Origin of the sequence: Pseudoalteromonas thalassia, assembly GCF_049257215.1 — a bacterium.
Classification (GTDB): Bacteria; Pseudomonadota; Gammaproteobacteria; order Enterobacterales; family Alteromonadaceae; genus Pseudoalteromonas; species Pseudoalteromonas lipolytica_C.
Map to the genome: position 1 here is coordinate 98545 of NZ_JBMMUE010000007.1, position 15313 is coordinate 113857.

Here is a 15313-nt window from a genome sequence, read left to right on the forward strand (position 1 = left end):
AAACTATGAGTCAGCAAAATTATAACGCCGAAGCAATTGAAGTCTTAAACGGGTTAGAGCCCGTAAAACGCCGCCCAGGTATGTATACCGACACGGTTCGTCCTAACCACTTAGGTCAAGAGGTTATCGATAACAGTGTCGACGAAGCAATGGCAGGTCATGCAACAAAAATTGATGTTATTCTTCATGAAGATAACTCACTTGAAGTTATTGATGATGGCCGTGGTATGCCAATTGATATTCACCCAGAAGAAGGTATTCCGGGTGTGGAACTTATTTTTACCAAGCTACATGCCGGTGGTAAGTTCTCAAATAAAAACTATCAGTTTTCGGGTGGTTTACACGGGGTAGGTATTTCGGTTGTAAATGCGCTATCGACTCGTGTTGAAGTAACCGTGCGCCGTGATGCACAGCAATTTCGTATGGCTTTTGAGAACGGTGACAAGGTTGAAGACCTTAACGTCATTGGTACTGTGGGTAAGCGTAATACAGGTACAACTGTGCGTTTTTGGCCTGATGCCAGCTATTTTGACTCAGCTAACTTCTCTATTACTAAGCTTAATCATTTGCTAAAAGCCAAAGCAGTATTATGCCCAGGCCTGCGTATTAAGTTTACCAATAAGCAAACCAAAGAAAGCCAAGAGTGGTATTACGAAACAGGTTTAAAAGATTACTTAAATGAAGCTGTTAAAGGGTTTGAAGTACTGCCAAAAGACCCATTTATAGGTGAATTTTCTAGCTCTACAGAAGGCGCTGATTGGGCTGTGGTTTGGTTACCTGAAGGCGGTGAGTCAATCGCTGAAAGTTATGTAAACTTAATCCCTACTGCCCAAGGCGGTACACACGTCAATGGCTTACGCCAAGGCTTACTTGAAGCAATGCGTGAATTCTGTGAATTCAGAAATCTATTACCGCGTGGCGTAAAGCTAACGCCAGATGATATCTGGGAGCGCTGTAGCTATGTGTTGTCGGTAAAAATGCAAGACCCACAGTTCGCTGGTCAAACCAAAGAAAAGCTATCTTCACGTTCATGTGCAGCGTTTGTCTCTGGTGTAGTAAAAGATTCATTCAGCTTATGGCTAAACGAGCACACAGAAACGGCAGAATTATTAGCTGAGCTATGTATCTCAAATGCACAGCGCCGTTTACGTGCCGCCAAAAAAGTTGTGCGTAAGCGCATTACTTCAGGCCCTGCATTACCAGGTAAATTAACCGATTGTAGCGCGCAAGATAATGACCGCACTGAACTGTTTTTAGTAGAGGGGGACTCTGCGGGTGGTTCAGCAAAACAAGCGCGTGACCGTGAATTCCAAGCAATCATGCCACTGCGCGGTAAAATCTTAAATACCTGGGAAGTGGAGTCGGGTCAGATTTTAGCGTCGCAAGAGGTGCATGATATCTCTGTGGCACTAGGTATAGACCCAGATTCGAGTGATTTATCTGGTTTGCGTTATAACAAAATTTGTATCTTGGCCGATGCTGACTCGGATGGATTACACATTGCGACTCTATTGTGTGCTTTGTTCGTGCGTCATTTCCCTGCACTTATTAAAGAAGGTCACGTGTATGTAGCAATGCCGCCATTATTCCGTATCGACATTGGTAAAGAGGTGTACTATGCCCTTGATGAAGATGAAAAGAACGGCATTTTAGCGCGCATTGAGGCCGAGAAGAAACGTGGTAAGGTCAATGTTCAACGCTTTAAAGGGTTGGGTGAAATGAACCCACTACAATTACGTGAAACCACTATGGATCCAAATACGCGTCGTCTAGTGCAATTAACGCTGGACGAAGAGGAGCAAACGATGGAGATGATGGATATGTTACTTGCAAAGAAACGTTCATCAGACCGTCGCCAGTGGTTAGAAGATCACGGTAACCGCGCACAAGTTTAGTTAAGGTAGTTGAACGAATGAAAGGGCAAGAAAAATGAAAAAAATACTGACCTCATTATTATCGCTGAGCTTGTTGTCAGCGCCGGTAATGGCCAAAGATATTCTTGATAAACTCACTGTAGCTGATGGATTTACTATCAGCTTGTTTGCTGATGACGTTGAAAATGCGCGTCAGATTGCCGTGTCAAAAAGAGGCATTGTGTATGCTGGTTCACGAAAAGCGGGCAATGTATATGCATTAATAGATCATAATAGTGATGGCGTTGCCGATAGAAAAATGGTTATCGCCACAGGCCTTGAAATGCCTTCGGGATTAGCTGTTAAAGATGGTGATTTATATGTGGCAGAAGTGTCGCGTATCATCCGTTTTAAAGATATCGATAAAAACCTAAAAGACCCTAAATTTGAAGTCGTTTACGATAAATTCCCAACCGATCGTCATCATGGCTGGAAGTTCATTAGCTTTGCGCCAACCGGTGAGCTAATTGTGCCTGTGGGTGTGCCATGTAACATTTGTGCGGAAGACGACAAATATGGTCGTATCTTTTCGTTAGATGTAGATACAAAAGAAATTAAAACAATCGCCAAAGGTGTTCGTAACTCAGTTGGTTTTGATTATCACCCAACTACCAATGCATTTTGGTTTAGTGATAATGGCCGTGACATGATGGGCGATGATATGCCTCCTTGCGAAATCAACCGTGTAGGTGAAGGTGAAGAAGGGGCACATTATGGTTTCCCTTATGTGCATGCAGGTGCCATTTTAGACCCTGAGTTTGGTCAAGGTAAGAGCATTGCTGATTACAAGTCACCTGCGCTTGCACTTGGTGCGCACGTAGCACCTCTTGGTATTCATTTTTATAACGGCAAACAGTTCCCTGCGAAATACAAGGAGCAACTATTTGTTGCTGAGCATGGCTCTTGGAACCGCAGTAAAAAATCGGGTTACAGAGTGATGTTAGCGAACGTTGAACAAGGTCGTATTACTCAATACACTCCGTTCGTTACAGGGTTTATGCAAAATGAAGAAACATTTGGTCGCCCAGTTGCCTTTGCAGAACTTGCAGATGGCAGCTTATTGATCTCAGACGACTTTGCTAACGTGATTTATCGTGTTAGCGCAAAGAAAAAATAGGTAAGCGTTAATGAGTGATACTGATACCTTGCTGATGCAGGGCATAGAACAACAAACAATGGGGCGTTTTACTGAAGACGCCTACTTAAACTACTCAATGTACGTCATTATGGACCGCGCCTTACCGCATGTGGGTGATGGTCTAAAGCCTGTACAGCGTCGTATCATTTATGCAATGAGCGAGCTTGGGTTATCGGCGCAAGCTAAGTATAAAAAATCTGCGCGTACTGTTGGTGATGTACTTGGTAAATACCATCCCCATGGTGATAGTGCTTGTTATGAAGCCATGGTGTTGATGGCTCAGCCGTTTTCTTACCGTTACCCGCTGGTGGACGGCCAAGGTAACTGGGGTGCCGCGGACGATCCTAAGTCATTTGCGGCGATGCGTTATACCGAAGCGCGTTTATCTAAGTTCTCTGAAGTTTTATTAAAAGAGCTCGGCCAAGGTACTGTTGATTGGACCGCAAACTTTGATGGCACACTGGATGAGCCAATGGTATTGCCAGCGCGCTTACCGCACATTTTGCTCAATGGTGTGACTGGTATCGCGGTAGGTATGGCAACGGATATTCCACCACACAACGTGCGTGAAGTAGCCAGTGCCTGTTGTTTACTGCTTGATAAACCAAAAGCTGAAATCGAAGAGCTGCTTGAGTTAGTGCATGCCCCTGACTATCCAACAGAAGCTGAGATAATCACTCCGAAAGATGATATTCGTAAGATTTATCAAACCGGACGTGGCTCTATCAAGATGCGTGCAATTTACACTGAAGAGCACGGTGATATTGTAATTACAGCGCTACCTCATCAGTGTTCAGGTGCAAAAGTACTTGAGCAAATTGCTGCACAAATGAACGCTAAAAAGTTACCGATGGTTGCCGATTTACGTGACGAATCAGATCACGAAAATCCAACTCGTATCGTGATTGTACCGCGTTCGAACCGCATCAAGGCTGAGCCATTAATGGCACACCTGTTTGCAACCACCGATTTAGAAAAGAACTACCGCGTAAACTTAAACATGCTTGGCCTTGATGGTCGTCCGCAAGTTAAAGACTTACGTAGTATCTTAACTGAGTGGTTAACGTTCCGCCGTGAAACAGTTCGTCGCCGTTTACAATACCGCCTAGATAAAGTGTTAGCACGCTTGCATATTTTAGAAGGTTTATTAACTGCCTTTTTAAATATCGACGAAGTTATCGAAATTATTCGTACTGAAGATAAACCAAAGCCCGTATTAATGGAGCGCTTTGGTATTACCGATATTCAAGCCGAAGCAATTTTAGAATTAAAACTACGTCATTTAGCAAAACTTGAAGAATTTAAGATTAAAGGTGAGCAAGATGAGCTTGCGCTTGAACGTGACAAGTTAGAGCAAATTTTGGGTTCTGAGCGTCGTATGTCGACGTTGATGAAAAAAGAAATCCAAGAAGCCGCTGAAATGTACGGTGATGATCGCCGCTCACCAGTCGTTGAACGTGTAGAAGCAAAAGCACTAAGCGAAAAAGATCTTATTCCTTCTGAGTCAGTTACAGTTGTGCTATCTGAAAAAGGCTGGGCACGTGTTGGTAAAGGCCATGATTTAGATGTTGAAGGGCTAAGTTATAAGTCTGGCGACAGCTATAAAGCCTCGGCGCGAGGTAAGAGTAATCAGCCAGCAGTGTTCTTAGACTCAAGTGGTCGCGCTTTTGCTACCGATGCGCACAGTTTACCTTCAGCTCGTAGTCAAGGTGAACCAATGACAGGGCGCTTTAACCTAAGTTCTGGTGCCAACTTTGAGCATGTGGTGATGGCTGAAGACAACCAAGTGTTGTTAATGGCTTCAGATGCAGGTTATGGCTTTATTAGCGACTTTAAAGATTTAGTGAGTAAGAACAAAAACGGTAAAGCGCTTGTTAGTGTTCCTAAAGGCGGTGAATTACTCGCGCCAATTAGAGTGACTGATGTAGCGACAGACTACTGTATGGCAATTTCTAACGAAGGCCGAATGTTGTTATTCCCACTGCGTGACTTACCTAAGTTAAGTAAAGGTAAAGGGAATAAGATTATTTCTATTCCAAGTGCGAAAGTACAAGCTCGTGAAGAGTTTGTAAAAGTACTTGCTGTGGTGCCAGAGGGCAGTAGCGTAACCCTGCATGCAGGTAAACGAAAACTGACACTTAAACCGTCTGATCTTGAGCATTATCATGGTGAACGGGGTAGACGAGGTAACAAATTACCACGCGGTCTGCAGCGGGTTGATGAAGCTGTGGTTGAGATGACTCAGACTGATGATAATGATGAGTCGCCAAGTGAAGTAATAGAGTAAAATACAAGGCCTGCAATTGCAGGCCTTTTTGTTGCTTTAGTTTGCAACGACTCTCATTGAAGCCGGCCTAGAAAAGTTAAGGTATTGACCGTTATCGGCTTTTACATTTTGCAAATCTTGATGGCTGGTATTTTCAGTGAACGTAGCTGTATGGCGATAAGATAGATTCGGCCAATCAGAAAGAGTCACTGCTACTCCTGGCGTTGCTTTAACGTATACAGGATGTTTATTGATATAAGCAGGTAGCCTGTAGTTTGAGCGTTCATTTGCTTTTAAGCAGTATTCACTTTGATCTAGCAAGCTTACAATGCAACCTAAAGGCTCCTCAGAGCTAAATACGCGCATAGAGCGCGGCTTAGAGAAATCTAAATATTGTCCATTTTTTGCTAAAACATTTTTTAGTTTGTTATTTTCAACGGTGCCATTAAAAGTCGCAATGCGGTTATAAGATAAGTTTCCATAGTCAGATAACATAACCTGTAAACCTTGTGGTGCTCTCACATAAACAGGCTTTCGACTTACAAAAGCGGGAAGAGAGCTTGCTTTTTGTCCATCCTGTAGACAAAACTCTTCGTTTGTTTCTATGTTTACAATACAGGCTTTTGGCTTCTCTTGAGTAGTGATAACTGAGGCTGGTAAGTTTTGTTTTGCAGGTTCTAGCTCTTGCCATACCAGTAGGTTTGAGTCGCAGTACACAGAAGCGCTAGTTGGTACTGAAGCTGCCTCTAGATTGATGTGGATCTTATTCATTTTACCTGTTGTTAATCGTGTTGCAGGTAGGTTGAAGGTTTTATTCCCTGCTTTTTGGGTTTTGACAATTAACGTACAGCTTGATGAAGAGAAGCTATCTTTATAGACGGCGCCTGAAGCACCGTGAAGTGCAGGGTAAATAAAGCTTTGTAGCTGTTGTTCAGGATCGTAAAAACCGATAATAGTTGTGATTGGAACATTTTGCTTATAAGGAGTGCGATTAACCAAGCGCAGTGTATTGGTATCTAAGACTGTATTGTTCCAAGGTTGCATTGATTGAGTCAGCGGATCCCATTTACTAAACCCAGTTTTGCTGCTGCTATCAAAATGTGCTTTGTTTTCTAAAAAGCGTTGTATATGTTGCAACTCGTATGGAGTATGTAGCGTGTATTTGTTGTACTCGCTGTACATTGGCCCACCACCAGACATAGAGCCTGTGCCATATTGATGACCATTAAATGCAGCAATACAGGTCTGTTTATAGCAGCGGTCTTTATACGATAACTTAGGTGAAAAGTTTGGTATAAATTTATCTAAGTCGCCATCCCAACCCCAAGTTGAATTACGTTCATCGGCGGGGCGATTCAATACTCCATGTTCGCCGCCAGGGTAATGGCCTAAACCGAAGTTATGTCCTAACTCGTGACTAAATTCATTACCAACAGATTTATACAGTGTCACCATGCCCGCACCACCTGATAAACCGTGAACAAAGATACCATTATCGTACTTACCAATAGCATTATGGGCGGTTACTTGTGCTGCACTATACGGGTGTGCTGTTGGGCCTCCGATACCAGACGCATTGATACCATAGTTAGCATTATTGATACCATGCGACAGCAGGTTTTTAGCAATTAAATGGCGCATATCGCCAGAGTAAACCCCCCTTTACTTGGATCTGAGTCAGTCAACAGGCGGCCGTCAGGCATCATCACTTCGGTTAAATGCAGCGGTTCAAAATTATTTACAGATAGCTTAGTAATAGGGACTTGCTGAAAGTACTGGCGATGTAAATCAGCATCGTGTTGAAAAGTGAACTTGTCTCGATAAGGAGTAAGTAAGCCTACATCAATAGTATTAATTATAAGACTTGTGCTTGCACCAACTTTGACGTTATTTAGTTTACTTGACTTATCGCCTAGCTCAAACGCAAAGTGAATGTTCGGCTGAATAACTGATGCCGGCAGAATGCTCGAAAAAGTGTTATCAGAATAGTTAACAGAATTATCATCATAACCAAAGGGTTTAGTAAAGGCATCAGGCGAGCGCATAAACGTTTGATACACGAGGGTATCGTTGCTATCAAGCACACTTAAGATAATTTGAGAGTCATTTGCTAATTCTTGATGTGGCTTGAACATCAGCATGGTTTTTCTTTGCGCTACTAAATGAGGTTGAATATCGTCTTCGATCTTATTCAGAGAAGGCGTTATTGAATTTTGAGCAAAAAGTACGGTTGCAGGAAAGTTTCCTTCGGTATCACTATTAAGGGCATTTTGGTTAAAGTAGTGAGTATCTGTGTTATTTGCCACACTGTAGTTACTTAGCGTTAATGCGCACAGTACAGCTAGAGATAAAGATGTGTTTTTCATAAACGTTCAACCAATTGCGTCATAAGTAGGAATAATGCTATCGAAAATACTATCATTCATAGGCCTAGCACCTTTTAAGATGCTTCATAAATAAACAAGAGAAAACTCTGAACACGGTTAGCAATTGGCTATTTCAGATAGCCGTAATGGTAATGCCGGTAAGCGATTTTGTAATAATTTTTAGCTTACATGTGTTCGCTTAATACTATGGAAATGCAATTAATCACGGTATAATGCGCGCTGATTAGTACGAGGAGAATTCGTTTGTTAGCTGTTTTTCGCATTATTTTCATGGCTTTATTTATAGTTTTAAGCTGCCTTGTTGGTTTGCTTTTATGTATTGTGAAGCCGTTTCATGCCAATAACGTTCACATTATCTCTGGGTGGTTTTGCAAAGTTGCTAAAGTATTGGGTGTAAAGCTTGAGCTTAAGTACCACGAAGATCCTAAAAATATTGGTCCTGCAGTGTATGTAGCCAACCATCAAAATAATTATGATTTATTTACTTTGCCAGCGATGGTGCCTGAGAACTGTGTAAGCCTTGGTAAAAAAAGCCTTAAGTGGATCCCATTTTTTGGCCAGCTTTATTGGCTATCAGGCAATATATTAATTGACCGAGCTAATCGCTCAAAAGCAGCTGGTACAATTTCTAAATCAGCCGAAAAAATTAAGCGTAAAGGGTTATCGGTATGGATGTTCCCTGAGGGGACGCGTAGCTATGGCCGAGGTTTATTACCTTTTAAAACCGGTGCTTTTCATACTGCTATGAGTGCCGATGTGCCAGTAGTGCCTGTTTGTATGAGTACAACACATAAAACTATTAAGCTAAATCGCTGGGATAATGGTACAATTTATCTCGAAATGTTAGCGCCAATCTATCTTGATAAAGACGTATCTGCTCGTGATCATGCATCCCATGTTCATCAGGTTATGGCTGCTAAAATAACTGAATTAGATGCTCAAGTGAGAAATAAATAATGGAAAATTGGCGCGAAATTACTGAAGACATCGTAACTTCATTACTTGAAGATGGCTCAGATCCTGAAGTACTTTATGAAGTGGAACACCACTTTGTTAGCGAAAATTTTGAAAAGTTAGAGCAAGCAGCTTTAGCCGCTTTTAAACTAGGTTATGATGTTGAAGAGCCTGCTGAACTTGAGCTAGAAGACGGCGAGAAAGTGTGGAGCTTTGATGTGGTTGTTGAGTGTGAACTTGACGTAGAAGCGATTATGGAAGACGTAGACAAGCTAGAAGCGCTTGCTCAGCAAACTGATGTTGAATACGACGGCTGGGGCACTTACTTTCAGGAGTAAACAGCTATCAGCTGTCAGCTCTCAGATTGAAACTTAATAGTTTGTGAGCTTCTAGGGGAAAGAGTAAAGTTAGCGAGTTGCTACTTTCTAACTTTCCCTTTTTTAACTTTCCTCTTTTCAATTTTCTAACCCATACCTATTTCGTATTCTAAGAATAATATATAGACATTTTTGATTAATTGGTGATAATTAAAAACTCAATATTTTTATACACCAAGCGCGTTTATGCTTATAACTTTACCCATTGCCGAACTAGTACCAGGGATGTTTGTTGACAGTGTCAGTAAGCAGCAAGAGCACATAAATAGCATAAAAATTAAGACGCGTGGCCTGGTCCGCGATAAAACTATTATTCAGCGCTTAATATCTGAAGGTGTTGAAGAGCTTCTTATCGACTTCACCCAAAGTGATGTTGCACTTCCTAAAAAATATCAACCAAAACCTGAGACTACTAAAGCCAAAGTAGAACAAAAGCCTGCGGCTAACGAAGTACCGCAAGGGATCACTGTTCAACAAGAGTTTCTAAAAGCCAGTGTGCATTACGAACAACATAGTCGAAAATTGCAAGGCTTCTACTCTGATATTACCTCGGGTTTAAAAATGAATGTGTCGGTACTTGATGATATCGCCGTTGATATAGTCAGCTCGGTATTTCGTAATCACAATGCGTTGACTATCTTAACGCGGCTCAGAGATAAACATATTTATAATTGGCGACATATGATCAACACCGCCATTTTGGTTAGTGTGTTTGCCAAGTACTTAGGCTATAAAGAAAAAACCATTAAAGAATTAGCAATGGGTGCATTGCTGCATGATATTGGGCAAGCCAAGATGCCACAGGGGGTTCTTTCTAAGCCAAGCGCATTAAATAATAATGAAATGCAGGTAGTAAAAAAACATGTGGCACAAAGTTTAGGTTTAGTGAAAGGTGAAAAAGGCATTACGCCCTTAATGTTAGAGATGATAGTTAATCATCATGAACGTTTAGATGGCAGCGGTTATCCTCGGGGCATCACCGGAGAAAAGTTAAGTCGACCAGCGCGCATTATGGCTATTGTTGATGTGTATGATGCAATGACGGCGGACAGACCTCACCAAATGGGTGAAGAACCCATTTCGGCACTGCGCTATTTACTTGCTAACAAACAGATGTTTGATTCAGAGTTGGTGCAACGCTTTATTAAATGCTTAGGTGTACATCCTGTTGGCACGATTGTGAAGTTAAACAATGAGCGTTTGGCGCTGGTAATGGAAGGAAATCATCAAAATCCAATCAAGCCTAAAGTTAAAATATTTTATAACGCGAAACACAAGCACCACATTACTGCGAAAGATGTTAATTTGAATGAAGAGCAAGATCTTAAGATTGTTGCAAGTATAAAACCGCTAGATTATCAGCTTAATTTGGCTCGTTTGTTAAAAGAGCATCTGCTTGTTTAGACTTAACGCAGCGTTTTCTAGCGCTGCGTTTTGCTGATATAAATGCACCACTAAAACAACTCGTCATTAAAACCAACCACAACAACGTCCCTTTTTCGACATGCAAGGCGATGCAACATAACATGAGTGACAATACCGCACTAAACATCGCTTTTAACCAAAAGTGATTCACAGGGTTATCGCAATCACCTGCTTTAGTACACGCACAGTAGTTAGCTTTACAAAAATAATGAACACTCACACCGCATAACATCAGCGCAACAACAATAAGTGCGATTTCCATGGTCCGATCCTAACTGAAAAACCTTTATTTAAGTCTAAAGGGACAACAAATACATGTCAATGCAAATGATAACTATTGTTGTTTGCAAGGTTTGTAACCAGAGATCTGATGAGTTTTAATAAGTTGTTATCTTGTTGTTAAAATGCGGGTTTTTTACCTATTTCTAACGAAAAATTACAGTTTTTTGATCTTAATTAAGGTAATGTTCGAAAGTTTGTAATCATTAGAATAAAACATCTAATACCAACATACAGTGCTAATCTTTTATGCTTAACTAATGGGTTGCCCTCGATGTTGGATTAGCTAACGCACAAGTTTGCAAGAGGACACAGATTTATGAAGTTCACTAAAACACTAATTGCAGCATCACTTGCTGTTGTTTCTGCTGACAGCTTTGCTGCAGCCTTCCAATTAGCAGAGCAAAACGTATCAGGTTTAGGTCGTGCATACGCTGGTGAAGCAGCCGTAGCTGATGATGCCTCTGTTGTTGCTCGCAACCCTGCACTTATGTCTTTATTCAAAGACAAGCAAATTTCAGTTGCAGGCATTGCTGTAATTCCAGACGTAAGTCTAAATGGAGAAGGTGCGGCATATGGTTTAGATGAGAATGTTATTGATGATGACAGCATCGCACCATCTGCATTTATTCCTGCTGGCTACTTCACAATGCCATTAAACGACAAAGTATCACTAGGCTTTGGTGCTTTCTCAAACTTTGGTCTTTCTACTGAATTTAATGATGACTACGCTGCGGGCTCTATTGCAGGTGAAACTGAAATCGTTACTGTAAATATGAATGCAAGCGCTTCATACAAAATCAACGAACAGTTCAGCCTAGGTCTTGGTTTAAACTATGTTTATGCTGATGCGAAAGTGATTCGTAATGCAGGTACTAACCCATTTGGTTTACCAGCTAGCACGCAAATCGCTCACCTTGAAGGCGACGACTACGGCTTTGGTTGGAACGTTGGTGTAATGTATCAACTAGATGAGAATAGCCGTTTTGGTTTTAACTACCGCAGCGAAACAGATATCGATTTTGAAGGTGAGTACTCAAACCAACTTCCAGCTGCTGTTGGCGGTTTAGCGGGCACTGTAGTACCTGGTGAGTTAAAACTAACACTACCAGCAATTGCTGAGTTTTCTGGTTCACATCAAGTTGATAAGAAGCTAGGCGTACACTACAGCATCTTATGGACAGGTTGGGACAGCTTCCAAAAATTAGAAGCATATACACCAAGCCTTGAAACGCCTGTATTCTCTAAAGAAGAGAACTTCTCTGATTCAATGCGTTACTCTATCGGTACTGACTACCAGTACAGCGATGCATTATTACTTCGTGCAGGTATTGCATACGACGAATCACCAGCTGATAAATCACACTTATCAATCTCTATCCCTGATACAGATCGTTTCTGGTTCTCGTTTGGTGGTAACTACGCATTTAGCGAAAACTCAAATGTTGACTTAGGTGTAAGTATCCTTCGTGGTAAAACACAAAACTTCTCTGAAAAAGACAGCCTAGCAGCTTCTTTAGGCCAAAATGTTTCATGGGAATATGAATCAAAAGGTCACGCAGTACTAGTTGGTGCTCAGTATAACTACACGTTTTAATACTGGCGCGATGTAAAGTTGCGCTACAGAGCATTAAAAAGCCGCGCTATAACAATGTTATAGCGCGGCTTTTTTGTAAGCGCGAATAAATCGCGCTTGATATATGCTGTTATAGACTTTCGATTTTCGCTTTTTGCGCTAATAGTTTGTCTTTCGCATCTGTAAATTCAGCCAGTTTAGCATGCTCTTTAGCAAGCACAGCTTCTGGTGCATTATTTACGAACTTCTCGTTAGCTAACTTGTTTTGAACCTGTGCTAAGCCTTTTTCTGCTTTTTCAAGCTGCTTCGCGATACGGGCTAATTCAGCTTCTACATCGATTAGGCCAGCCATTGGGATCATGATCTCAAGGTTGCCAACATATGATGTTGCACATGCAGGTGCATCGTCTTTGTTATCAAGAAGCGTGAACTCTTCAAGCTTAGCAAGAGACGCTAAGAATGCTTCGTTATCCGTTAAGCGGCGCTTGTCTTCGTCAGACGCATTAGCAAGCAATACCGATAATGGCTTGCTTGGGCTGATATCCATCTCACCACGGATGTTACGAATAGCAAGAATGAATTGCTTAACCCACTCAAGGTCAGCCATCGCTTGGCTATCAACATTTGCTTCATTGTAAACAGGGAAACCTTGAACCATGATGCTAGTGCCCGCAGTTTCAATGCCTGCAAGTGGTGCCACGCGTTGCCAAATCGTTTCTGTGATGTAAGGCATTAACGGGTGCATTAAGCGTAGTAGGCTTTCTAATACCGTGATCAAAGTATGACGAGTACCACGTTGCTGTGCTTCGTTACCTTTAAACAATACTGGTTTAGTCAGTTCTAGGTACCAGTCACAGAATTGGTTCCAAGTGAACTCATAAATGGTGTTTGCAGCTAGGTCAAAACGGTAGTTTTCTAGATGCTCGGTATAGGTTTTAACTGTTGCTTCAAATTGGCCTAAAATCCAACGATCAGCAAGTGAGTACTGTTTTTCAGCATCTGTAGCGAAACCACAGTCTTGCTCTTCTGTATTCATTAATACGTAACGGCTCGCGTTCCATAGTTTGTTACAGAAGTTACGGTAACCTTCTAGGCGGTTCATATCCCAGTTGATATCACGGCCCGTTGAAGCCATTGCTGCAAGGGTGAAACGTAGCGCGTCTGTACCGTGTGCTTCGATACCGTTTTCGAATGTTTTGCGAGTATTTTTCTCAATCTTCTTCGCTAGTTGTGGTTGCATCATGTTACCAGTGCGCTTTTCAACTAGGCTTTCAAGGTCGATACCGTCAATCATGTCGATAGGATCAAGAACGTTACCTTTCGATTTAGACATCTTATCGCCGTTTTCATCACGGATAAGGCCTGTTACGTAAACGGTTTTAAATGGTACTTGTGGCTTGCCGTCTTCATCTTTGATGAAGTGCATGGTCATCATGATCATACGAGCAACCCAGAAGAAGATGATGTCGAAACCTGTTACCAGCACGTCAGACGGGTGGAAAGTTTTTAAATCATCAGTGTTTGCAGGCCAGCCTTGCGTTGAGAAAGTCCAAAGCGCAGACGAGAACCAGGTATCTAAAACGTCTTCGTCTTGCTTAAGTGCAACATCATCAGCAAGGTTGTTATCGCGGCGTACTTCAGCTTCGTCACGACCAACATATACGTTACCTTCGTTGTCGTACCAAGCAGGGATGCGGTGACCCCACCAAAGCTGACGTGAAATACACCAATCTTGTACGTCGTTCATCCACGAGAAGTACATGTTCTCGTATTGCTGAGGTACAAATTTAATGTCGCCATTTTTAACCGCTTCTTTTGCTGGTTCAGCAAGAGGTGCTACGCGCACGTACCATTGGTCAGTAAGAAGTGGCTCAATCACTACGCCAGAACGGTCACCGTAAGGGACTGTTAAGCTGTGATCTTCAATTTTTTCTAGTAGGCCAAGTTCTTCAAATTCGCTCACAATCGCTTTACGTGCATCAAAGCGGTCAAGGCCGTGTAGGCGCTCAGGAATTGGCGCATCTAATTCAAGCTCTTTACCGTCGAATGTGTAGCTTTCGCCTTCGCTTAATATCGCAGCATCTTTATTGAAGATGTTGATCATAGGAAGCTGGTGACGTTTACCCACTTCGTTATCGTTAAAATCGTGGGCAGGGGTAATTTTTACACAACCAGTGCCTTTTTCCATGTCTGCATGCTCATCGGCAACAATTGGAATACGACGGTTTACGATAGGTAGTAAAATTTCTTTACCGATCAGATCTTGGTAACGCTCATCATCAGGGTTAACCGCAACACCTGAATCACCTAGCATTGTTTCAGGACGCGTTGTGGCAACAACGATATAGTCTTTACCATCTTGTGTTGTTACGCCATCAGCAAGTGGGTAACGTAAGTTCCACATGTGACCTTGTTTGTCTTTGTTCTCAACTTCAAGATCAGAAATAGCGGTGTGTAGTTTAGGGTCCCAGTTTACTAGGCGCTTACCACGGTAGATTAAATCTTCTTTGTGAAGACGTACGAATACTTCTTTAACCGCCTCAGAAAGACCTTCGTCCATAGTGAAACGCTCACGGTCCCAATCTACAGAAGCACCTAAACGACGTAATTGTTTAGTGATAGTGCCGCCAGAGTGGTTTTTCCACTCCCAGATTTTTTCGATAAATGCATCACGGCCTAGGTCGTGGCGTGTTTTACCTTCTTCAGCAGCAAGCTTACGCTCAACAAGCATTTGTGTTGCGATACCCGCGTGGTCAGTACCTACTTGCCATAATGTATTATTGCCTTGCATACGCTTTAAACGCGTTAGCGTATCCATGATGGTATCTTGGAACGCATGGCCCATGTGTAAGCTACCCGTGACGTTTGGTGGCGGGATCATAATTGAGTATGCGTCACCTTGGCCAGACGGTTTAAAGTAGCCATTTTCTTCCCAGTCTTGGTATAAAGACTGTTCAATATCTTGCGGATTATAGGTTTTATCCATTACACAGAACCT

The 15313-nt window shown here is 42.1% G+C and carries 11 protein-coding genes; 7 read left to right on the forward strand and 4 right to left on the reverse strand.

What is annotated here, in order from left to right; genetic code table 11:
* Positions 1–5: 5 nt before the first annotated feature.
* Genes parE through parC form a run of 3 tightly spaced genes read left to right on the forward strand, consistent with a single transcriptional unit; the run spans position 6 to position 5338 of the window.
* Positions 6–1895, forward strand: a complete 1890-nt coding sequence (gene parE, locus AAEU31_RS10335; protein ID WP_135923625.1) for a DNA topoisomerase IV subunit B — start codon at positions 6–8, stop codon at positions 1893–1895.
* Positions 1896–1929: 34 nt separating this feature from the next.
* Entirely contained in the window at positions 1930–3030 is a 1101-nt protein-coding gene (locus tag AAEU31_RS10340) for a PQQ-dependent sugar dehydrogenase (RefSeq protein WP_199526099.1), read from the forward strand.
* A 10-nt stretch (positions 3031–3040) separates the two neighbouring features.
* Entirely contained in the window at positions 3041–5338 is a 2298-nt protein-coding gene (parC, locus tag AAEU31_RS10345; protein WP_421967166.1) for a DNA topoisomerase IV subunit A, read from the forward strand.
* 36 nt (positions 5339–5374) lie between these two features.
* Here the strand turns inward: parC and AAEU31_RS10350 are convergent, their stop codons facing one another.
* Both AAEU31_RS10350 and AAEU31_RS10355 read right to left on the reverse strand, forming a co-directional pair.
* Positions 5375–6958: a M66 family metalloprotease gene (locus AAEU31_RS10350; RefSeq protein ID WP_421967167.1), complete on the reverse strand. Its 1584-nt coding sequence runs from the start codon at positions 6956–6958 to the stop codon at positions 5375–5377.
* On the reverse strand, positions 6946–7683 hold the full coding sequence (locus AAEU31_RS10355) for a M66 family metalloprotease (protein ID WP_421967168.1): 738 nt from the start codon (positions 7681–7683) through the stop codon (positions 6946–6948). Before AAEU31_RS10355 ends, AAEU31_RS10350 begins: the two co-directional genes overlap by 13 nt.
* A gap of 264 nt (positions 7684–7947) precedes the next feature.
* Here AAEU31_RS10355 and AAEU31_RS10360 point away from each other — a divergent pair, with 264 nt between their 5' ends.
* From AAEU31_RS10360 to AAEU31_RS10370, 3 genes are all read left to right on the forward strand, one after another.
* The gene (locus tag AAEU31_RS10360) at positions 7948–8661 is read left to right on the forward strand and encodes a 1-acylglycerol-3-phosphate O-acyltransferase (RefSeq protein WP_281546553.1); all 714 of its coding nucleotides are present in this window, start codon (positions 7948–7950) and stop codon (positions 8659–8661) included.
* The gene (gene rraB / locus AAEU31_RS10365) at positions 8661–8996 is read left to right on the forward strand and encodes a ribonuclease E inhibitor RraB (protein ID WP_054552644.1); all 336 of its coding nucleotides are present in this window, start codon (positions 8661–8663) and stop codon (positions 8994–8996) included. Before AAEU31_RS10360 ends, rraB begins: the two co-directional genes overlap by 1 nt.
* A 225-nt stretch (positions 8997–9221) precedes the next feature.
* Positions 9222–10439, forward strand: coding sequence for a cyclic di-GMP phosphodiesterase (locus tag AAEU31_RS10370; protein ID WP_138557190.1), 1218 nt, complete (start codon positions 9222–9224; stop codon positions 10437–10439).
* Here the strand turns inward: AAEU31_RS10370 and AAEU31_RS10375 are convergent.
* Complete coding sequence (locus AAEU31_RS10375; protein ID WP_135923630.1) at positions 10399–10722, reverse strand: hypothetical protein; 324 nt, start codon at positions 10720–10722, stop codon at positions 10399–10401. The two genes, AAEU31_RS10370 and AAEU31_RS10375, sit on opposite strands and share 41 nt — an antisense overlap.
* A gap of 336 nt (positions 10723–11058) precedes the next feature.
* Between AAEU31_RS10375 and AAEU31_RS10380 the strand changes: the two genes are divergently transcribed.
* The gene (locus AAEU31_RS10380; protein WP_199526107.1) at positions 11059–12336 is read left to right on the forward strand and encodes an outer membrane protein transport protein; all 1278 of its coding nucleotides are present in this window, start codon (positions 11059–11061) and stop codon (positions 12334–12336) included.
* Positions 12337–12445: 109 nt separating this feature from the next.
* Here AAEU31_RS10380 and AAEU31_RS10385 read toward each other — a convergent pair whose 3' ends face one another.
* Positions 12446–15301 (reverse strand): valine--tRNA ligase, encoded by a 2856-nt coding sequence (locus AAEU31_RS10385; protein ID WP_135923632.1) that lies wholly within the window; start codon positions 15299–15301, stop codon positions 12446–12448.
* Positions 15302–15313 lie beyond the last annotated feature (12 nt).

Bases quoted from the DNA above. Each gene is read 5' to 3' on its own strand.
- rraB (WP_054552644.1), top strand. From the start codon at position 8,661: ATGGAAAATTGGCGCGAAATTACTGAAGACATCGTAACTTCATTACTT.
- AAEU31_RS10385 (WP_135923632.1), bottom strand. From the start codon at position 15,301: ATGGATAAAACCTATAATCCGCAAGATATTGAACAGTCTTTATACCAA.
- AAEU31_RS10375 (WP_135923630.1), bottom strand. From the start codon at position 10,722: ATGGAAATCGCACTTATTGTTGTTGCGCTGATGTTATGCGGTGTGAGT.
- parE (WP_135923625.1), top strand. From the start codon at position 6: ATGAGTCAGCAAAATTATAACGCCGAAGCAATTGAAGTCTTAAACGGG.
- AAEU31_RS10370 (WP_138557190.1), top strand. From the start codon at position 9,222: ATGCTTATAACTTTACCCATTGCCGAACTAGTACCAGGGATGTTTGTT.
- AAEU31_RS10350 (WP_421967167.1), bottom strand. From the start codon at position 6,958: ATGCGCCATTTAATTGCTAAAAACCTGCTGTCGCATGGTATCAATAAT.
- AAEU31_RS10380 (WP_199526107.1), top strand. From the start codon at position 11,059: ATGAAGTTCACTAAAACACTAATTGCAGCATCACTTGCTGTTGTTTCT.
- parC (WP_421967166.1), top strand. From the start codon at position 3,041: ATGAGTGATACTGATACCTTGCTGATGCAGGGCATAGAACAACAAACA.
- AAEU31_RS10355 (WP_421967168.1), bottom strand. From the start codon at position 7,683: ATGAAAAACACATCTTTATCTCTAGCTGTACTGTGCGCATTAACGCTA.
- AAEU31_RS10340 (WP_199526099.1), top strand. From the start codon at position 1,930: ATGAAAAAAATACTGACCTCATTATTATCGCTGAGCTTGTTGTCAGCG.